The 20,471-nt window shown below is 51.2% G+C and carries 18 protein-coding genes and 1 riboswitch; of the genes, 3 read left to right on the top strand and 15 right to left on the bottom strand.

Annotated features, from left to right (window positions below; all coding sequences use genetic code 11):
* Nucleotides 1–36: 36 nt before the first annotated feature.
* The 4 genes from SY83_RS12545 to SY83_RS12530 form a co-directional block, all read right to left on the bottom strand.
* Nucleotides 37–1,326 (bottom strand): glycoside hydrolase family 18 protein, encoded by a 1,290-nt coding sequence (locus SY83_RS12545; protein WP_068611078.1) that lies wholly within the window; start codon nucleotides 1,324–1,326, stop codon nucleotides 37–39.
* A gap of 148 nt (nucleotides 1,327–1,474) precedes the next feature.
* Nucleotides 1,475–2,311 (bottom strand): DUF4097 family beta strand repeat-containing protein, encoded by an 837-nt coding sequence (locus tag SY83_RS12540; protein WP_068606971.1) that lies wholly within the window; start codon nucleotides 2,309–2,311, stop codon nucleotides 1,475–1,477.
* A gap of 7 nt (nucleotides 2,312–2,318) precedes the next feature.
* Nucleotides 2,319–2,864: an HAAS signaling domain-containing protein gene (locus SY83_RS12535; RefSeq protein ID WP_068606969.1), complete on the bottom strand. Its 546-nt coding sequence runs from the start codon at nucleotides 2,862–2,864 to the stop codon at nucleotides 2,319–2,321.
* Nucleotides 2,857–3,186, bottom strand: coding sequence for a PadR family transcriptional regulator (locus tag SY83_RS12530; protein ID WP_068606967.1), 330 nt, complete (start codon nucleotides 3,184–3,186; stop codon nucleotides 2,857–2,859). The genes SY83_RS12535 and SY83_RS12530 overlap by 8 nt, the downstream gene beginning before the upstream one ends.
* Nucleotides 3,187–3,388: 202 nt before the next feature.
* On the opposite strand from SY83_RS12530, the gene SY83_RS12525 reads away from it, so the two are divergent.
* Nucleotides 3,389–3,592 (top strand): hypothetical protein, encoded by a 204-nt coding sequence (locus SY83_RS12525; protein ID WP_068606965.1) that lies wholly within the window; start codon nucleotides 3,389–3,391, stop codon nucleotides 3,590–3,592.
* On the opposite strand, the gene SY83_RS12520 is transcribed toward SY83_RS12525, so the two are convergent.
* From SY83_RS12520 to SY83_RS12495, 6 genes are all read right to left on the bottom strand, one after another.
* The gene (locus tag SY83_RS12520) at nucleotides 3,589–4,410 is read right to left on the bottom strand and encodes a serine/threonine protein kinase (RefSeq protein WP_068606963.1); all 822 of its coding nucleotides are present in this window, start codon (nucleotides 4,408–4,410) and stop codon (nucleotides 3,589–3,591) included. The two genes, SY83_RS12525 and SY83_RS12520, sit on opposite strands and share 4 nt — an antisense overlap.
* A gap of 56 nt (nucleotides 4,411–4,466) precedes the next feature.
* Nucleotides 4,467–5,231, bottom strand: coding sequence for a 3D domain-containing protein (locus tag SY83_RS23800; RefSeq protein WP_068606961.1), 765 nt, complete (start codon nucleotides 5,229–5,231; stop codon nucleotides 4,467–4,469).
* 133 nt (nucleotides 5,232–5,364) lie between these two features.
* Nucleotides 5,365–6,756: an ABC transporter substrate-binding protein gene (locus SY83_RS12510; protein ID WP_068606958.1), complete on the bottom strand. Its 1,392-nt coding sequence runs from the start codon at nucleotides 6,754–6,756 to the stop codon at nucleotides 5,365–5,367.
* Nucleotides 6,749–8,338 (bottom strand): ABC transporter substrate-binding protein, encoded by a 1,590-nt coding sequence (locus tag SY83_RS12505; RefSeq protein WP_068606956.1) that lies wholly within the window; start codon nucleotides 8,336–8,338, stop codon nucleotides 6,749–6,751. Before SY83_RS12505 ends, SY83_RS12510 begins: the two co-directional genes overlap by 8 nt.
* Nucleotides 8,325–8,903, bottom strand: coding sequence for a sigma-70 family RNA polymerase sigma factor (locus SY83_RS12500; protein ID WP_068606954.1), 579 nt, complete (start codon nucleotides 8,901–8,903; stop codon nucleotides 8,325–8,327). Before SY83_RS12500 ends, SY83_RS12505 begins: the two co-directional genes overlap by 14 nt.
* Nucleotides 8,904–9,041: 138 nt before the next feature.
* A complete protein-coding gene (locus SY83_RS12495; protein WP_068606952.1) occupies nucleotides 9,042–10,475 on the bottom strand; it encodes an amino acid permease in 1,434 nt (477 codons plus the stop codon).
* 104 nt (nucleotides 10,476–10,579) lie between these two features.
* Nucleotides 10,580–10,772, bottom strand: a riboswitch (Lysine riboswitch).
* A 231-nt stretch (nucleotides 10,773–11,003) separates the two neighbouring features.
* Here SY83_RS12495 and SY83_RS12490 point away from each other — a divergent pair.
* A complete protein-coding gene (locus tag SY83_RS12490; protein ID WP_068606949.1) occupies nucleotides 11,004–12,455 on the top strand; it encodes a methyl-accepting chemotaxis protein in 1,452 nt (483 codons plus the stop codon).
* 625 nt (nucleotides 12,456–13,080) lie between these two features.
* Here the strand turns inward: SY83_RS12490 and SY83_RS12485 are convergent.
* The 4 genes from SY83_RS12485 to SY83_RS12470 all read right to left on the bottom strand — a co-directional run bounded on the left by SY83_RS12485 (nucleotide 13,081) and on the right by SY83_RS12470 (nucleotide 18,001).
* Nucleotides 13,081–13,737, bottom strand: coding sequence for a bifunctional 4-hydroxy-2-oxoglutarate aldolase/2-dehydro-3-deoxy-phosphogluconate aldolase (locus SY83_RS12485; protein WP_068606947.1), 657 nt, complete (start codon nucleotides 13,735–13,737; stop codon nucleotides 13,081–13,083).
* Nucleotides 13,738–13,855: 118 nt separating this feature from the next.
* Nucleotides 13,856–15,823 (bottom strand): iron ABC transporter permease, encoded by a 1,968-nt coding sequence (locus SY83_RS12480; RefSeq protein WP_231891246.1) that lies wholly within the window; start codon nucleotides 15,821–15,823, stop codon nucleotides 13,856–13,858.
* Between the two features lie 155 nt (nucleotides 15,824–15,978).
* Entirely contained in the window at nucleotides 15,979–17,019 is a 1,041-nt protein-coding gene (locus tag SY83_RS12475; protein WP_231891245.1) for an ABC transporter substrate-binding protein, read from the bottom strand.
* A gap of 124 nt (nucleotides 17,020–17,143) precedes the next feature.
* Entirely contained in the window at nucleotides 17,144–18,001 is an 858-nt protein-coding gene (locus tag SY83_RS12470; protein ID WP_068606945.1) for an ABC transporter ATP-binding protein, read from the bottom strand.
* A 265-nt stretch (nucleotides 18,002–18,266) separates the two neighbouring features.
* Here SY83_RS12470 and SY83_RS12465 point away from each other — a divergent pair, with 265 nt between their 5' ends.
* Nucleotides 18,267–19,049, top strand: a complete 783-nt coding sequence (locus SY83_RS12465) for an IucA/IucC family C-terminal-domain containing protein (RefSeq protein ID WP_068606943.1) — start codon at nucleotides 18,267–18,269, stop codon at nucleotides 19,047–19,049.
* A gap of 36 nt (nucleotides 19,050–19,085) precedes the next feature.
* Here SY83_RS12465 and SY83_RS12460 read toward each other — a convergent pair whose 3' ends face one another.
* Nucleotides 19,086–20,267 carry an MFS transporter gene (locus SY83_RS12460; RefSeq protein ID WP_068606941.1) on the bottom strand — a complete coding sequence of 394 codons (1,182 nt, stop codon included), beginning with the start codon at nucleotides 20,265–20,267 and terminating at the stop codon, nucleotides 19,086–19,088.
* Between the last annotated feature and the right edge of the window lie 204 nt (nucleotides 20,268–20,471).

Here is a 20,471-nt window from a genome sequence, read left to right as displayed (position 1 = left end):
CATACGCTGCGTCCCGGGGTTTTCCTATGCCTCATGTTAAACGCGTTTCTTTACATTAAAGTTGTCTTGAATCAAGAGCCAATTTTGCGGAAAAGGTAAACCAAGCTTCCAATAGCTGACTCCCCTCAGATCGAGCTCCTTCAACAGGTTGAACTTGGCCTGGATGGAGCGCGCATCTTCAAACCACACTTTATGCGCCTTGCCATTGCTGTCGGTATAGTCGAAGTAAGGCGCTTGCGCGTTATAGTCATAGCGAATCGCGGCATTGTTTCGGCGCGCCAGGGCTATAGCCGCTTGCGGGGAAACCGCCTTCGCATACTCCCCGCCCGGTTTAAAGGGCAGCGTCCAGTCATAGCCGTATAGATTTTGGCCCATCATAATCTTGGCCGGCGGTATTTCCGTGACCGCGTAGGTCAACACTTTACGGACAGGTCCAATCGGTGAAACCGCCTGGGGCGGGCCGCCGCTGTAACCCCATTCGTAGGTCATAATGACTACGAAGTCAACAATCTCCCCATGCGCCTTGTAGTCATGGGCTTCGTACCATTGCCCTTTCTGATCCGCCTTCGTCTTTGGCGCCAGCGCCGTGGAGATCAGAAAGCCTTGTTCGTGGATGCGGTTCTCCGCTTTGCGCAGAAACCGGTTATAGGCTTCCCGGTCCGCGGGAGGAAGATATTCGATATCGAAGTGGATATCGCGGAAGCCTAAACGCTTGGCTGTCGACAGAATATTGTCCAACAGCTTGTTCTGCAACGCCTCATTATTCAGGATAAGGCTGCCCAGCTCGCCGCTGAATTGCCCGTTCTCCAAGTTGGTTACGACCATCATCAGCGTAACCCCGTTATTCCTTGCGATGTCGGGCAATTCACCAAGCGGCGGGGCATCCAGGGAAGCGTCCCGGTTGATCTGAAAACTGAACGGCGCAAGATAAGTCAGGTTTGGCGCCGCCTCCCGGGATGCCTCCAGCAACGGAGCCGATACCGAATCTCCGCGAGGCTCGACATAGGCGTTGATTTCCGCGCTCCGTTTGGGCTGCGGCGGGATATACAACCGCTGACCTACTTGCAGCGGAGCGGTAGGTACGATACGATTAACCCGCGCCAGCTCCGCGGGAGTTGTATCGTACTTCTTCGCGATGGTCGCCAAGCTATCCCCGGGGCGCACCCAGTAAAAGCTGCCGGTGATGGGAATGACCAGGGTCTGCCCGACGACCAGCGGATCTTGAGCGGAGATCCGGTTGGCTGAAGCGATCACATCTACCGTAGAACCATAGGCGCCGGCAATGCCGTATAAAGACTGACCTGACTGCACGACATGAATTTGCATCAGTTTCTTGCCCCCTTTTTGTCCATAGAAATACGCCGAATCCATCCAGCCCGTACCACACGGTATCATTGTATTCTGGACCAGGGCATTCCATGTCCGAATAAAAAGAAAACTGCCGATTGTTCCGGCAGCTTGCATCCCATATTCATTATCTTGGTTCCATGATGAAATTTCCCGAATCTGTATTCACTGTCATCGTCCGCTTGGCATCGCCAAACTTCCCGCTAAATTCTTGCTCTTTATGGCTAACGTACTCGAACCCCTCAAATTCAATCTCTTGTCGTCCCGAGTCCGTTGTATATTCAACCGCTAACCCATCCGGCTTTTGCGCCAGCTTTACCTTGACATGTCCGCTATCCGTACTCAGTCTGGCATCTTGATCCCAAGTGACCGCCTCAATATCGATGTTTCCGGAATCCGTCTCCCCCGATAATTTAGCTTGTGTATCTTGAATTAAAGCGTTACCGCTGTCCGTTTGAAACTGAATCTCCTTCGTCTTACCTTTCTGAATATGCAAATTCCCTGAATCACTGCTCAAATGCATTAAATCCGCGCTCTGGCTGTTCACCAGGATATTGCCGCTGTCCGAAACAATCTTGAGCTGCTCATACGCTCTGGCTGGCACCTTCACCGTTAACGTAACATCAACGATATTAATCCCGACAAGAAAAGAATCTTTCAACTCGGTTCGAATGGACATCTCTCCGTTCCGATTCTCCATTTCAAACTTTATATCGTTTACGATATGCTTGCTCAGCTTGCCCTCCAAATCCGCCCGAATATCGGTACCTTCCCCCGGTATAACTTCAATATTGGTTCTTGCAGATTGAATGTGGATGGATTTTACTCCGGTTGCACTCACCGTTCTAGTCTCAGAAAACACTTCCATCTTCGTGGACAGCAGCTCTCCCTTATTAAAGGTTAATACCGTTCCGACCAAGCCTACAGCCAATCCTAACAGCGCCCATCGTATCCCCTTCTTCATCGTGATCTCACTCCTTTACCATCTTCGTATTGAATCGAATGTATTGTAACGTTAAATTTAAGAATGTCCGAGTCACTTTAACCATGCCATAACACACAAGAACACCTGCAGAGGACAGTAAGAGGCCGACAAATAATCCTTGCAAAATACTTCCGCCTCCCAGATAGATCCCGCTGCCGAAGAATCCGATACCCGCTACGATCAGGGCGCCACCCGATACCCACAACGCGCAAACAACCGCGCATAATCCCAGAAACGGTCCCAACACGAACAATAGGTTCAAAAAGCCGAGACTAACCGCCGCTAACACCGCTCGGAATACATTCGGCACCGTTCCATGCTCCTCTGCTACGGTCACCCGATAATTCAACAGCAGATCCTTCGCGATGGATTGAGGTTCACCCAGCTCCCTGACCACTTCCTCTTCGGAACGACCCTCTTCTTCCGCTATACGAAAGTGCTCCTCGTAGTCGTACATCCACTCTTGCCGTTGTGTTTCCGGAACTTCGCTTAGCGATGATTCCAATTGATGAAAGAATGCTTGTTTATTCATGTCCTTCCCCTTCCCCTTCCGCTATAAATGCGTTCACAGCTGTGGTGAACGTCTGCCATTCCTGAACCAGTTCTTTCATGTGCCCCCGCCCTTTATCGGTCAGCTTGTAATACTTCCGTGGCGGGCCTTCCGAAGATTCCTGCAAATAGGTGGAAAACAGTCCGTCCAGTGTCAATCGGTTTAAAAGCGGATATACGCTGCCTACAGCGACTTCGAACCGTTCCGAGATTTTCACAGCCAGTTCATAGCCGTATCGGTCACCCTTGGAAACAAGAGCCAGAACACATATTTCGAGCACGCCTTTCTTAAATTGAACATTCATCCAAATCTCACCTATCTTTCATTACAAGCTATTCAACAATACAGCATACGTGGGCAAAAAAAATGGGATGGAATCCCCTCGCTCTTACTATACTATATAACACACTATTCTATAATGCAATATAGTGTTCTCTTTGTATGAAATGAAACCTTATCGCACCCATCCCGTATGTAAAGTATGATTCCTTGAGGAGGTTGTTAGCATGTTGAAACATCTGTTAAGCAAACTGTTACATTCGCTTCTGGGCTCCAAATCCGGGCACAACAAACATTACCGTCCTTACAAACACAGCAGCAGCGATTACAAACGCCGGCCGACGCACTTTAAACACTCCAGCTCGGACTTTAAGCATTCGCACCGCCAAGGGCATAAATACTACAAGAATCGTTACGGCAGCTCCAGCTAATCGGTGAGCGTATTCAGAATCAGGATCAGATGCTTCTGCAATTCGTCCGCGTCCCGGTAAGGGGAATCCAGCTGCAATAGGCGCCGCAGGGCGCCTTTTACATGAGCGGAAAGGGTGAGTTGCTCTTCCCAACCCCGCTCCGGTTCGTCTGGCGAAGGTTCGTACTCCGCATACAGCATGAAGAGCATGAAATGACCCATCGCATAGAAGTCACTTTCTACCGCCGGCGTACGCCGTAATCGAAACTCGGCAAGTTCTTCTTCAGGCTCGGTTAGCGGCAAATCCTCTATCGCATCACCAATCATACGCGCCAAGCCGAAGTCAATGACATGTAACCGATCTTCCTCGGATACGATGACGTTGGGAATCCGAAGATCCAGATGAACGATGCCCTGAGCGTGAATATACTTCACAATATCCGACAACCGCAGCATGAAATGAACGATCTCCGCTTCCGTGAACGTCCTGCCTTCCAAGAATATGAGTTCCTCCACCGTAGATCCATGTACCAGTTCAGACACCATGTACCCGGACTTTTTCAGGTCCAAAAAATCATGATATGCCGGTATCCTCTCATCCTTAAGCCGCTTCAACATGCCCGATTCCCTGCGTAAAAGCTCCAAAGCGCGCCGTCCCTTACTGGGCTTCGCCTGTTTCAGCAACAGCGCTTCTCCGGTGCGTACATTGGTGCAAATATAAGTTATGCCATAACTGCCTATTCCCAGATACCGCTCGATACGATACGGACCTATCCGTTTGCCCGAACGCTGCGGATAGTCCTTCCAGGCTTCGATTCTTTGTCTCAAGTAGTTGAACATGCGGTTGCCTCGTTTCGTAGGATGAGGAGGGTTATGCTATGTTCAGTTTAACAGATTTATAACGCGGCCACATCGGTTGATCCCGCCAGCACATAAACCTTAACGTCCTTCTTCACGCCGAATTTGCGGGCTTGTTTCAGGTCTTGGATAAACACATCGATACGCGCGCCCTTAATCGCTGAGCCGGTATCTTCAGCCTGACGCAGTCCGATGCCTTCGATGTATACGGTCGTACCGATTGGAATGACGCGGGGATCTACCGCGATCGTACGGCCTTCTTTCACTTTAGCGCCGGATGAGGTGATGCCATAGGCGGGGTGGGATGGTTTTTTGCCGGTGGATTCGTAGCCAGCTGTGTACGCAGTTAGTTTGGCCATGAACACCTTGCGAACGACCTTGGTCCCGCTTAGCAGCGTCTCCGGCGTTGTTCCTCTGGCGGGAATAGCTAATGGTTTGCCGATTGTCAGCGCATTCGGATTAACCAGGCGATTGGCCGTTTGAATGGCTTCTACCGTTACCCCAAACTTGCGGGCAATACGGTATAAGGTGTCGCCGGAGCTGACTTTGTATTGAAGCGGCTTTGGTGTGCGATGGATGGCGGTCCGGGCCGTGGCTTTGGTCGCCTGCGTGCCTGAGGTAATGTGAGTGGAAGAGTAGGCAGGTTTCAACGATGATTGTATGTTTGTGGAGGCCGGGGGGCGGATATCCCCTTCACTCAGCTTCGTGCCGCTAAACTCATGGGCGCCCGCCGATGGCACATGTATCATACATAAGGTAACAATAACAGGAATCCAACCCCATACTTTGAAACGCATATTCATCTTCATTCCTCCAAGTCTATGAAAGTTTCATAGACCTAGAGTCGACCGAAATGCTAGATTGTAAACGTCGGGATTGGAAAAAATGCTGTTTAAATGAGAAAGACACCCGCAATTTACGGATGCCTGGTGAAGTTTAGGGGGTATTCTTCTCGCGTTTTTTGGCTTGGTCGAGCAGGAACTGACCCTCGCTTTGGATCGCCTGGAGCGCTTGATCTACGGTAAGTTTACCTGTTATTATTAAGTCCGTTTTTTCCTCACGCAGCTTGTCAAAAGCTATGTAAAACTCGCGGGTTATTTCATCATGGGTATCCACCACATATAATTCATGTTTATCATGAATCTGATTCCGTTGATAGAACGTATCCAATGCGATTCCTGTCTTGCTGATTTTATCTCCCGCTCGAGTAGACAAGTTGCTTGTACCAAGCTTGGAGCGCACTTTAGCATATTCCTCGCCATGGAAGTATTTTAACACTTCCCATGCAAGCTCCTTGTTCTCGGCATTGGCTCCGATGGCCATCACCGGATGAGGGTAATAATTAGTATCCATATCAGGGTTGGACATGCCTGCCGGCGCCGTTACAATGCCCCAATCAAAGGAAGGAGATTTCTGCTCCAGCCGCTCTAACAGGTGCATACCTTCTGATGTCATGGCGGCCTTTCCTTTTAAGAACAGGTCGTTGTTCTCCTGATCCTCTTTGGTGATGTAGGTTTCGCCGTCGATCTGGGTGGAAGTCTGCTTCAGGTTACTGAAGAAACCGTTACGCACGGCCTCCGTCGCCAACGTAAAGGCTTTGTTCCATGCCGGTGTATTTATCGTAACCTTTCCGAGATTATAATTGTAAGCCAACAACCGATCGGACCATGATATGACATTGACCAACCCTGCCGAATTTCGAATGCCCATCTCATGGTAGCCATAGATGTTGTCCCCGTCTCCTTGGCTCTCAACTATACGTTGTGCCGTAAGGATTAGATCTTCCCAGTTCATACCGTCGGTCGGATAGGGCACATCATAACGGTCAAACAAGGTTTTGTTATAAAAAAGAACTCTTGTCGTGAATTCCGGATGCAGCCCATAGATGTCGCCGCCGCCGAACTTTCGGGCCCAATCCATTGCTGCCGGCGTAAATTGATCGGGATGCATGACTTTATCCTGTGCCATCCATGATTCCAAGTTATATAACAGATCCATGGAGGATGACTTGGCATAGTTTCTCTCATCGATAATTAACAAGTCCGGCCGATGCCGTTCTACCTTGGACTTCAATTGCTCATTAGATACGGGCGCATAGGGATCTTCAAGGTTGTCACTGATTGGGATGACCTCAACCTCCACATCGGGAAATTTGATGGAGAAGTAATTCTCGTACATTTGATCAAATGAGTCTTGACTATACGTTAGAATTTTAAGTGTTCCTTTTCCGGTCTCCTCGGGCGCTTCGGTACAACCTGCCAAAAGTAAGAAGATAATAGAAATGCATATTTGTATCCCTAACCGAACGGATCCTCTTCGCTTATTCATCTTCGGAATCTGCTCCTTTCCCGGTGTTGGCATCCTCGTTCTTTGCTTTTAATTCGGCTATCGTGTGTTGAGCCTCCTGTTGCACATCAGTAAGCGCGTCATCCAAAGATTTCTTGCCTTGTGCCGCCAGATCCGCCTGTATGGAAGCCTGTTTTATTAAACTATATAGAGGAAAATGACTTTGTATTAGATCCATTTTCCCTATGGAAGGTCTGAGTGTATAGAACGATTCCCGTCTTACATTCTCTTGCTTCCACTTTACATCCGAACGGGTTGGAAGTTTGAATTCATATGTATAAGAATGAGACTGTGCAACCTCCTTACTGTTAAGATGCTTGATCAACTCCCAGGCTGCTCTTGGATTTTGAGAATTCGCATTTATGGCATAAATGGCGTTGAATGAATAAAAGGTAGACTCCTCCGGGTTTGCAGCATAGACCGGTGCACTGACCGCGTTCCATTTCAGGGATTTATTCTCTTTTTGCGTGTACTCCAGCAGACCGCTCACATAAGAGCTTCGTTCCATTTTCATTGCGGCATAACCGCTGGCGAACGCATCCTTTTTCAACAATTTGGTATATGTGTACGATTTCGAGGTATCAAAAAATTCCGGTGTATGCACAGTTCCTCGCTCATATGCCGCAAGCACCCGCTCCCAAATGACACGCCATTCCGCTGTATTCATGTAGGCTTTGCCCTTCTCCAAGTCGCCCATACGCAAGTTGTTCGTCATTCCGATCTGTTGAATCAGGTCAAACATGCCGTTCCGGCTACCCTCCAGACCATAGATGGTTTGAGCACCATCTTTTAATCCGGCAAAGCGGTCTGCAAGCGCAAGCAGTTCATCCCAAGTCATGTTGTCCGTCGGCAGATCCACGCCAAACTTCTTAAACAGTTCTTCGTTGTAATAGACAGCATAGGTTTCAAATTGCGGGGCCAGCCCGTAAAGAGTTCCGTTTCCGTATTCTCTCAGCAGCTGCATTGGTCCAGCCTCATAAGCTTCTTCCCCCAGCGCGAATCCGTCTCGTTTAGCGTAGGTATCCAACGGGAGTAGTCGGTTGTCTTCAATCAGCTTTGTGAATTCCTCTGTAGAGTATATGGTTATAACATCAGGAGCTGTCTTATCCAGCCATGTGCTTATGTCCTCTTGCTTACTAAAGTCACGCGGTTGAGTTACCTGAAGATTCATGTTCGGATGACGGATGATAAAGCTCTGGCCTTCTTGCATCATCAGAAAGTTATCTCCGTTAAAGTGACTGAATTTCAAAGTGTATTCTTTCTCCGGATCTAGCTGCGGCAAAGGCTTGTCCGGTGTTTTCTCTTTTTGAAATAAACTGGTAAAAGCCGTCCTCGTGTCCTCCCATAACCCCGGTGCAGCCCATAAAGTCACACTCCCGACAAAAAGAATAACGGCCGCAACCGAAGATACAACAGCTGTTTTCCAGCTGCGTTTCCGTGATGTGTGTTCATTCATTTCCACACGCTCCCTCACTTTACGCATAAGCTCCTTATTGAAGCCGGCGTTATTCAGAGGTGAACCGGTCAGCTTCGCTTCCCAATCGAACGAATCAGGTTTCTTCATGCTGGGCCATCCTTTCGTCCGCGCCTTCGTGAACGCGCATGTGTTGATTGACCTTCGCTCTCGCTCTGGACAGCCGAGACTTTACAGTCCCTTGGGAGATGCCGAGCAGGTCCCCGATCTGTTGCATCGGTAACTGATGATGCGCATACAGAAGCAGGACTTCGCGAAGTTTAATCGGCAGCTCTAACACGACTTCCCAAGTTTCTTCTCTCAGCGCGTGCTTCATGTAATCCTGCTCCGCCGATGGCGCTGTTTCCTGCTGCGCCGTCATGAACCCGGAAGAAAGCATGACTCTGCGGAACCAGGCGGATCGCCGGTAATCATGAACCGTATTCCGTGTGATCGACAGGATCCATGTCTTCACACTGGAATGACCGCGAAACGTGTACATTTTTTCGTATACCTTAATGAACACCTCTTGGGCCAGGTCATCGGCGGTTTCCTTGTATCGGGTCAGGAAATAAATATAATTCCACACATCGCTCCCGAACTCAGTCATGAGATCATGCAGCGCCGCATTCCGGTCCAAGCCAGCCGTTATCGATTGTAAGTAATCAAAGCTCAATCCATTCACCTCGTTACAATTGGACGTGCCTCTTTGGAAAAGGTTCCCTTTCTATTAAATCTTTTTTCGGGGGAATGGGAAAGCACAAAAAAAGAGCCTCCACCATCAAACGGCGAAGACTCCCTCATTTAATTCAGCTTAATGCTCCGTGCTCAAATCAACTTCCTTCAGACTCCATACTTTCGTACGATGTTTAAACTTGTACCCCAACCAGAACACCAGGAACAACGGAATTCCGATATACGAAGCCATCAGATATTTCCAATCGATGCTGCCGTCCGAGAACGCGCCGATCGCCTGACCCGCAATGACCAATATACACATGGAAGCCGCCAAAATGGTGCCAAACGGGAACCACAAGGAGCGGTAAGGCAACTCCGAAACCGAACGACCCTGAGCTACAAAAGCCCGCCGGAATCGATAGTGGCTGATTGCAATGCCCAACCAAGCAATGAAGCCGCTCATACCGGATGCGTTCAAAAGCCAAAGATAAACCTGTCCGTCGCCATAGAAGGAAGCGAAGAATGAAAGCAAGCCTACCGCGGCGGTAACCAATACCGCAGCTACCGGAATGCCGCGGCTGTCGAGCTTCGCGAGAAACTTCGGCGCTTTGCCTTCTTTGGCAAGTACCCAGATCATCCGAGCAGAAGCGTACATCCCGGAATTCCCCGCCGACAACACCGATGTCAGAATAACGGCGTTCATGACGGAGGCGGCGATACTTAAGCCCGCTTTTTCAAAAATAACCGTGAACGGACTCTGTGAAATATCGCTGTTCGCAATATTCGGATCATTGAAAGGAATCAGCAAACCGATCACCGCAATCGCCAGCACATAGAATAATAGGATACGCCAGAACACGGAACGAATCGCCCGCGGCACGTTACGGCGAGGATCCTCGCTCTCTCCTGCTGCAATACCAAGGAGTTCGGTACCCTGGAACGAAAACCCCGCCGCCATGAACACACCCAGAATGGTCAGGAACCCGCCCGGAAACGGCGCATCACCTGCGGTAAATTGGCTGAAACCTCTGGCCTCGCCATTCCAAATCCCAACAATCATCAGAATGCCGATGACGATAAAGATGATGACTGTAGCTATTTTGATCATCGCAAACCAATATTCGCTCTCCCCGAAGCCCCGAACGGAAAGCAGGTTAAACGCCAGCATAATCGCCAGGAAAAGTCCGCTCCATAACAATGAGGAACTGTCCGGGAACCAATATTTCATAATCAAAGTGGCCGCCGAAAGCTCTGCCGCAATCGTGATCGCCCAGTTATACCAATAATTCCACCCTATCGCAAAACCGAAGGAAGGATCTACGAATCTAGTCGCATAGGTGGAAAAAGAACCCGGAACCGGCAAGTACGTAGCCATTTCGCCCAAGCTGGTCATGAGAAAATAAACCATAATACCAATCAACAAGTATGCCAACAGCGCTCCGCCCGGCCCTGCTGTCGAAATCGCGCCGCCGCTGGCCAGAAACAGTCCAGTCCCGATTGATCCGCCAAGGGAAATCATCATCATATGCCTTGCTTTCAAGCCTCTTCTAAGTTGCTGTTGCTGCTCCATTGTGTAAACACTCCCTAATCTGGTTGAGAAAAATAAAAAGAAGCCGCCCGAAATGCTTCGGGCGGCTCCAGTCGTTGCCTAAAAAACGTCCCCTAATCATCCCTGTGCAAGATAGCTCAACACATCTGTACTAGGTAGTACACATGTGACAGTTCCGTCCCTTTCGGGAACGGCCCCAGCCCGCATGCTCGAGAGAGACATACAGACTTCGGCAGTATTTCCTTTCATTCGGTTTCACGGGCTGTCTCGAAAGCCTCCGCCAAACTACTCCTAAATACCGCGACCTCTACCTCACCAGTATGATGAGGTGTTCTAAATCTATTCAAACTATTCAGTTAAACACTATTTCACTATATTAATTAAACATTGGTTAAATATCAAGTGGCAAACAATTCAAACGCGCAAACTTGTTGTGGGGACGCTCTATTTTTCGGTTAAACGGTTAATGATTTTGTCGCAAAATGACGAATACATAGGTACAACTTTTTTTTGGCATAGATCACTATTACTTCAGAGGAGATGTTCGGCATGGACGCAACGCAGCTTCAACTACGGAATCAACTGATGATCAAATTACTATGGGGCGCGCTGGCTTTGGGCATATTGGCCAATCTGACTGCTAAGGTTACCTTGATTGCTTTACTGGGTTTTACGGTACCTTTCACAGCCTTGTTCACCGTCTTTGTTTGGAAGCGAATTATGTCGAAATGGATCATGTATTTCATCGCTGCAGAGCTTTTGGTCATCACCGCCATCCTCAACTTCTCATCTTCCGGCGGGTACACCTCGTACTTCATGATGTACTTCAGTTTGGCTCTGATTGCGCTGTATCATAACTTCAGACCTATTTTGCTTACCGCCGCCGGCGCTGTGGTCATGACGAATTTATTGCCTCTGTTCATAGCGGATTTTCAAAATATAGATATCGTGTCCACCAATTTACTGCTCGTCCTAACAGCGGTTGCCTTGATTACCCAGAGCCGCATCGGCGAAACGATGATGAAAGATGTGCAAACCAACCATATTGAAACATTGGCCAACAAAGAAAAAGTCGACACCATTCTGGCTCAGTTGAAGGAAAATGTAAACACGTTGGTCATCTATAGTAATGGTCTTCAGCAGAACGCGAAAGCGGCGGGCCAGATCACCGGTGAATTTACGATGGCATTCAATGAAATAGCCCGGGGAATCGAGTCCCAGACGTCGAGCGTGTCCGATGTCAGCGATGCTTTGTCAACCATTGATCACTCCATCGTCATCGTAACGGACAATTCCCAGTCCATGAAACAGCTCTCCGTAGAAACGGCAGACTTGACCCGAGGCGGTACGGAGCAATCCAACAATATGGCAACGGAAATTCAAAAAATCGAATCCATCATCAATATGAACGTGGATGTCATGGAACAATTGTATAACCAAAGTAACAGCATAGGCTCGATTCTCTCCTCGATCCGTGAAATTACGAACCAAACCAATTTGCTTTCACTGAATGCCGCCATTGAAGCCGCACGGGCGGGTGAGCACGGACGCGGATTCGCCGTCGTTTCCGGAGAAATTCAGAAGCTGGCCAACAATGCGCAACAAGCTACGAACGAGATTGGGACGATTCTGGGTGACATTCAGAAATTAACGGCTCATGCCACAGAACAAATCCGAATCGGTCAAACCGCCGCTCAATCCGGAACGCGTGAAGTTTCGAAGACCGTGGAACTCTTCAGCGCGATCTCTGAGAACACGGAAAATTTGTCCGAGAAGTCGACCATTGTGGATGAGATGAATATGAAGTTGAAGGTTTCGTCCGAAAATATTGTGAATGTGATCACCACTGTATCCAGCGTGACCCAGGAAACAGCCGCTTCGGTGGAACAGCTTCTCGCCAGCGCCGAGGAACAGAACATGCGCGTGACCGCCATCATCGACGATATCGAGGGACTCGGCCGGTTAACGAAGGAGCTGGAGGCTTTGGCTTCGCGGGCTTAGTACGAGTGAGAAACTACGTGGCTGGTGTAAGTAGCGGACCGGCAGGACAAAGTGCGAGTTGGTTCGAAGGCAGCGTGCGGGACTGGACATTGTGCTGAGTGGTGGGGATAGCTTGTGTACCGCGGACTAAGACAGCGTGCGAGTTGCTCGCGGGCAACGTGTGGGGGCAGATCTGTGAGCTGAGTCGTGGGGATATGGCCGATTTGAGTTAAATTAAGACAACATGCTGGCTCAGGGACGCAACGCAACTCGGCATCATAGGCTGAGTCGTGGGGATATCGTGTGGGCCGATGACCGGGACTGCGTGTGATTTGCTCGCGGGCAGCGCGGGGCTGAGTCTTTGGGATATGGCCATATTGTCATCTAAGCAGGAATAAATAATAACCTAAGCCTCTGTCATGGCTTAGGTTATTTAAATTTTCGCGGGAAATATGTATAACGTAAATAAATTACGTTATTAAAATTTGTGTAGAAAATAACGTAATTAATCTACGTTATTGGGACCATTTACCCATGAATGAGTGCGAAATCCTTGAGATAGTGTAGAAAATTTACGTTATTTTTATCAAATTCAAAAATAACGTAAAATTTCTTCGTTATTCTTCCACGTGCAGGGTACAATACATTATTTTACGGAAGCTGCCGTAAACGATTCTACCGCGTTCACAAACGCCCGTGCCGTTTTTTCGATTTCATCAAAACGGCCTTCGCTTACCACTTGCTTGCTCGCCAACGAACCGCCAAGGCCGATTGCGCAGACACCTGCCGCCAGGAAATCACCAATGTTCTGCAAGTTCACACCGCCGGTCGCAATCATCGGAATCCGATCCAAAGGCGCGCGAATTTCTTTAATATAGTTAAGTCCGAGGGAACCGGATGGGAATACTTTAACCGCTTTAACGCCGGATTTCCATGCCGCCACAATCTCAGTCGGCGTCATCACGCCGGGATACACATCGATTCCGCGTTTCGTCGCGTAAGCAACAACTTCCGGATCAAAGTTTGGAGAGATCAGAAACTGCGAGCCGGCATCAATGGCTTCCCGAGCCATTTCCACATCCAACACGGTTCCTGCGCCGATCAGCAAGCGGCCTTCATAGCGTTCACGCCAGCGGGAAATCATGCCGGTTGCGCCCTCGGTATTCATCGTGGCTTCGATAATGGTGATACCGCCTCGCTCCAAAGCATCCACCACTTGATCGGCTTTGCTATCCTCCACGCCTCGCAGGATCGCAATTAATTTGGACTTCTGTACAAGTTCGAAACAATCTGTAGTCTTCATACTGTTCATTTCTCCTCCGTTTCATTATTCCCAATTATGTCCTTCTCATTATCCCCCTCTCTGTCCGACGGGTCAACCACTCGGACAAAGAAAAATAAGCTCCCGCGAACGCAGGAGCTTATTTGGCGCTGCGCACCATCAGCGCCAGCAGATACGGCGTGCCGACGAGGGCCACCACCAGCCCCGCCGGCACCTCCTTCGGCGCAATGACGACGCGGCCGATCAGATCGGCCGACACGAGCAACACCGCGCCCAGCAACGCCGACAACACCGTCAGCCGCCGCTGATGGTGGCCCGCCAGCATGCGGGCCATATGCGGAGCAAGCAGGCCGATGAAGCCCACCGTGCCGACGGTGGCTACTACAGCGGCCGCCAGCGCGACGCCTGTGAGCGCAGCGATTAGGCGCGTGCGCGTCAAGCGCAGGCCGAGGCCGAGCGCCGTGTGGTCGCCGAAGGCGAGCAAATCGGCGCTGCGGCCGAGCCGCCACGCGTAGGGGATGAGCACGGCGAACGGCATCGCCAGCAGCGCAAGATCGCTCCAGCCGCGTGCGTAGATGCTGCCGGCAAGCCAAGCCAGCGCAGGTGCCGCGCCCATGCCGGAGCGAATCACCAGGAACTGGATGATGGCGGAACCGACGGCCGTGACGGCAATACCAACCAATGTCAGCACGGTCGGACTCATTCCGCGGCGCCAAGCCAGGCCGTACACAATGGCTCCGGCTGCGACAGCTCCCACAAAGGCCGTTGCCGGCAACAACCACGGAGGCGCCGCTGGCCATAGCAACATCAACAGCAACGCGCCAACCCCGGCGCCCGAGGTAACCCCGACCACGGACGGGTCCGCGAGCGGGTTTCGCACTGTCGCTTGCAGGAGCACGCCGGAAACGGCGAGCCCCGCGCCGGCCACAGCGGCGACGAGCAGACGCGGCAGACGCATGTCGAACAGGATGTTCCGCGTCAGCTCTTCCCCGCCGCCGGCCAGTGCGGCCAGCACCTCGCCCGGCGCAATACGCAGGCTGCCGATGCTCAGCGCAGCCAAACACACCGCCGCCAGCAAGGCGGTGAGCCCGCTCGCGAGCAGCGCGAACGGCAGCTTGCGCGCGGCGACGCCCACGCTCATGGACGACGTCGCTTCCGTCGTCCGCACCGCTTGGGTGCCGCGCACCGCCAGCCACACGAGCCACGGCCCGCCGATGAGCGCCGTCACGGCGCCCGCGGGCAGCTCGCCGATCACGCTCGCGAACAGCCGCGCCACCGTGTCCGCGCCCACAAGAATAATCGCGCCCCACAGCGCGCTTGATAACAACAAACTCAGATGCCGTCTGTACCCGGTCAGACGCATCAGATGCGGCGCCATCAGTCCGATAAAGCCGATCGGACCGACTACGCTGACCGTCACCGATGCGAGCAGAATCGCAATGGCGAGCGCCGCAAACCGTGTAAACCCGACCTGCTGTCCCAAAGCCCGGGCGGTTTCATCGCCCAAGCCGAGCACATCCAGCCGTCTGGCAAACAACAGGATCACAAGCAGTCCGCCCGCGATCCAGGGCAGGCTGTAAAGAACGCCGTGCCAGTCGTTCTGCACCACCGAGCCGGAGCCCCACAGAAACAGTCCGTTCGTGGATTCCTCGAACAGGAGCTGAATCGCGCTGGTGAAAGAAGACAGCACCAGCGCGACAATCATGCCGGCCAAGGCCATGCGCACCGGTGTGGCTTTAACTCCGCCTGCCATGAAGTAGGCCATGATCGCCGCGCCGGCGCCGCCAATCAATGCCATCAGCAGCGGCATCCGCGAAATCGCCGCAGGCATAAACACCGTCGCCGCCACCACCGCAAAGTACGCGCCGGCGTTGATGCCGAACGTCCCCGCCGAAGCCAGCGGATTGCGGGTGACGGTCTGAAGCAGCACGCCCGCGGCAGCCAAAGCCGCGCCGGCCAGCATCGCCATCACGGCGCGGGGCAGCCGAATCCCGCGAATCAGCACCTGATCCGGGTCGTCCGTCGGAGCCACAATCGCGTCCGTCACGGTCTGAAGCGTAATATCCGCTTCCCCTTGCGTCAGACTGGCGAACAGCAGCGCCGCCAAGAGCAGCAAGCCTCCGCCGAAGACGAGCAACCCTCGCGCAACCCTGCCTGACAGCCCCCGTCGCCCGGTTAAACCCTGCTGCTCAGCCGGCTGATTCAACGGGATAACCGGCTTTTCCGCCAAACGAAGTACCTTTCCTCGCTTAAGCTCCCCCATTATTTCGTCAACAGATTTACAGCGCGTTCAGCCAACAACTGAGCCGTCAGCGGCCCCCCGAACAGCCATGTGTCTCCTCCGAGCGCATACGCCCGGTTCTCCTTGACGAAGTCGAGCCCCTTCCACACCGCGTTATCCTTCAGCTTCGTCTCAAACACATTATCGTCATCCTGCACAACGTACAGGAAGTTGGCTTGCTTAACCTTGGTCAAAGATTCCACGGTGGCGTCTGAAAACCCGTAAGATTCCAGCTTATCGGACTTCCAGCCGTTCTTCAGACCAATCTTTTCCATGATTTTCACCGCGTAAGAGTTATCTGTGAATAAACGCATGGCCGCAGCATTTTGATTCGACCACGCCTGTGACAGCACGATCTCCTGACCCGCTTTGCCCGCGGCTTCCAGCTTGGTTTTGGCCTCGTCATATGTCTTTTGCACATCGTCTAACACTTGTTCCGCTTCCGCTGTTTTCCCTACGATATCCGCCAAAGTCCGGAACGCGTTCTCCATGTCCGCATATTGATCTTTCGCCGCTTCCTCGGAATATGGCGCAAACACCAGGGTAGGCGCGATTTCGCTTAATTTATCATAAGATTGAGCCACACGGAAATCATCTGTAATGATCAGATCCGGCTTCAAGCTCATAATCGTTTCCAGATTGGGCTCCTGACGCGTTCCGACATCCGTGGCTTCCGCCAGCTCACCGCTCTTCACATTCACCCACACTTTATAATTCTCAATATCGGCAACACCCACCGGTTTCACGCCCAACGCCAGCAAATCTTCCACATAGGACCATTCGAGCACGACGATTCGTTGCGGAATTCCCTTAATTTCGGTTGTACCCAGCGGATGCTTGATGCGTTTCACTTCTTCACTGACCTGTGCATTGCCTGTATTTGCATTACCCGCATTACTTTCATTGGTTGTACCCGAGGTATTCGCTGTATTCGCTGTATTTCCGCCGCAAGCCGTCAGTCCCAACATCACCGACAGCATCACCATCAACATTACATTTTTTCCTGCAAAATAGCGCAACATACCCATATTCCTCCTGTTTGTGCCCATGACAAAAAGCCTCCGACCGAAGACGCCTCCTATCTTGAAAAAGGCTTCCCGCTTCATGGCCGGAAATGGCTTTGGCATGAACTTTTAGATTTTGAGATTAGACACTGACCGCCGCGGCCGCCTTACGTTCAACATTGATTTGTTGCGGTTTCGCCTTCATTCTGGTTGCACCGCCCGCTAAACCGTAGGGAATGCAAAGCGGCATGCCCGTACGCGGATCTTGCACAATATCGGCTTCCACACCGAATACATTACGAAGCATCTCTTGATTCACGATTTCTTGAGGATGACCTTCACACACAATTTCCCCAGATTTAATCGCTACCAGATGGTCCGCGAATTGGGAAGCATGGTTAAGATCATGAACGACCATTACGATGGTGCGCCCTTCTTCCTGATTCAACTTCTCAAGCAGCTGCAGCACTTCGAGTTGATGAGCCATATCCAGGAACGTGGTCGGTTCGTCCAGAAACAGCATATCGGTTCCTTGCGCCAGTGACATCGCGATCCAGGCGCGCTGGCGTTGTCCGCCGGACATTTGTTCAATCGGACGCTCCGCGAACTCGGTCAAACCCGTTACTTGGATGGCCCATTGCACAATTTCCAGGTCCTGCTTCGTTAAGGAACCGAAACCGCTTTGATGCGGAAACCGGCCGTAGGAGATCAATTCCTTGACCGTCAACCCTTCAGGCGCCACCGGATGCTGCGGCAATATCGCGATCTGCTTCGCCACTTCCTTCGTGGGCATGGTAAAAATGGACTTTCCGTCCAGGTACACACCGCCCTGCTGCGGTTTCAACAAGCGCGCCATCGCTTTAAGGAGCGTGGATTTACCGGAACCGTTCGCGCCGACCAATGCGGTAATCTTTCCTTCCGGAATAGACAGATCCAGATCGCGCACGATGGTTTTGTCGCCGTATCCTATATGTAATTGTTTCGCGAATAATCGGTTCACGAGTAATCCACTCCTTCTATACTTAGGTTTACCTGTTGGGGTTATCTTGCATACATTTGAGAATCATTATCAACGTTGATCAATATGCTAAATGATAATCGTTATCATCACAAGTGTCAACCCTATATTCTTGGATCGCTACTTTCACGAGACGGATCATGACACTCTTCATAATGGGAACAAAAGGTTCATTGACAACGAAGAACAATTTCTTTATCATTGATAATGATTATCACTATTATTGAACGGAAATGAGGTTCTCCCTTTGATCGCGACTGAGATGGATTTTAGCCTGACCGAAAAATATTTCAATCTAACTTCCAACGATGTCGGGGGAGCACTGATCGCTTGTCCGGCCGAGGAATTGCTGCATGGCGTGCGTATGGATGAATTGCTGCGGATCGGGAAGGAACAGTTGAGCGCGTTCGGACTCGATTTGCCTGCCTCCTTTCTCGGCCTCGCCGTGTATGGACTCTGCGGCTCGACGCAAATTCACATGGCTCAGAGTCAGGTGATACCGGACCTGTCGCTTGGAAATTTGACGTTTCATATCAAAGTGGATAACGGCTATCCTACGGTGTTATTTCGCATGAACTCCGTTCGGGGTGAGGCTTTGCCTGAAGAACCCGAAGCGAGGGAGCGTGCGGTGATTCGGGCGTTCGAGAAGCTGACGGAGCAAACGCTTCGTCCCTTGGCGGAGGCCATCGCGTGGCGCGCTGGCGTGAAACCGAGCTTGATCTGGAATCAGTTCGGTTCGCGTGCCGCTTTTTTAAAGGATTATATGCCTGGACATGATTCCCGCTGCTTTGTGATGGAGGCGTTCAATCGGGATGATGCCGCGCTTAAGACGATATCTGCCGAGTGGTTCGGTTTGCGTCGAAACCCGTTTGATTTTGAACCCGAGTATTTCGATCATCCGTCGCATCCTGACAAACCGGTCATGGTGCGCTCCGGTTGTTGCTTTTATTACCGCAAGGAAGGCGGCGTGAAATGCTACTCTTGTCCAGCCTTAACCGAGGCGGATCGGGCAAAGCTGCTGTCTTCTTGATATGAATATGATAAAAAGGAGCCCGCGGGCTCCTTTTTATCGTTCCAATCGGCGTGACGCCGCTATAAACCACATCCAACAACCCAAGCACAGAAACGCTACAAATCCATATCCGCCAAACACATCATACTTCGTGGCATAATAGCCGAAACCAAGCCCCGCCACGATGCTCATCACATTTTCCCCTAACGATTGAAACGAGTCCATGGTCGCGCGCTTGGAGGAATCGATCCGGTGATGGAGGTATCCGGAGGCCAGAGGTTCCATGACGCCTGAACAGGCACAAATGATCAACATAGCTGTTAAGCCTGCAACATCCCTGCATGTGGCCACATAGGCAAAACCGATGGTAAACACGGCCAGAAGAATAAACAGCAACTTGCGATAACCGAGCTTTTGGATCAACCAATGCGCAAGGATATTGCCCGGCAATTGCAGAAGCATGACGGAACCCGAGATCATTCCGAAATAAAACACCTGGAACCCCAATCTGTCCACGTACAGCTGCCAAAACTCCTCAATATAACCCATTGCCGCTCCTGTGATCATCCCTGTGAACATCACCAACAAGACATTGGGGTTCTTGCGGAAGAAGCGCAAGGACACTCTAACATACTCACGGAATGGAATGGCTTCTTCCGATTCAGCCTCACTCTGTATCGGAGCCAGCTCCTTTAACGTCATTGAAAGCACCCATGCCACCGCCGCGCTTCCCAACGAAATCCAGTAGTTCAGTTCTAATCCGAACCGACCGGCAAGTAAACTTCCGCATAGCGCGGCAAGGATCGCTGCGGTTAGGTCTAAAGCGTTAAGGAAGCCAAGCTGCCGCTCAAACGAAGCCGCCTTGCCTTGCACCTTCAACGTGTCGTACAGCAATGCATTCTCCGAACCGCTGCTCGCCGAACGGCTAATTCCCGCCAAGAACACAACTGCGGCAAAGTGCCAGAACGCGGTGGCATAGATCAGGATCGCGAACTCGGCGCATCCCAACAAGGCGCTCAGGACGAGCATTCGAGTTCTGCCGAATCGATCTGCTAGTATTCCGGTAGGAACCTCCAGAAGAACGATGGTCAGCGCATAAATCAACTCCGCGTAGATGACCATCTGAATGGTCATCCCCCGTTCTTCCCAGTAAAGCCTCTCGATTACATAAGCGGGAATCAAACTGGAAAAGAACCGCATCGCGTACAGTTTCCAAACATTTGCCGAGTAATCCATAATTAGCTCCTTTCCGTCTCTGTTGCTTCAGCTTTTGCGCAGCTTTAGGACAGAAACGGAGGGGCTCGGGCCGGACGGTCGGTTAAGTCTTAACAGGGCGGTCTGGCGAATGTGTTCATGGGCGGGCTCCTTTTATTTGTTATCTCTTCTATTTTCATTCTGGCTGTGGTTTCTTTATTCCTCTTTTGTCTCAGATGTCGCTTC

The sequence above is a fragment of the Paenibacillus swuensis genome (assembly GCF_001644605.1).
Classification (GTDB): domain Bacteria; phylum Bacillota; class Bacilli; order Paenibacillales; family DY6; genus Paenibacillus_N; species Paenibacillus_N swuensis.
Note: the sequence above shows the minus strand (reverse complement) of the source record. Positions and strands in the feature narration are given on the sequence as shown.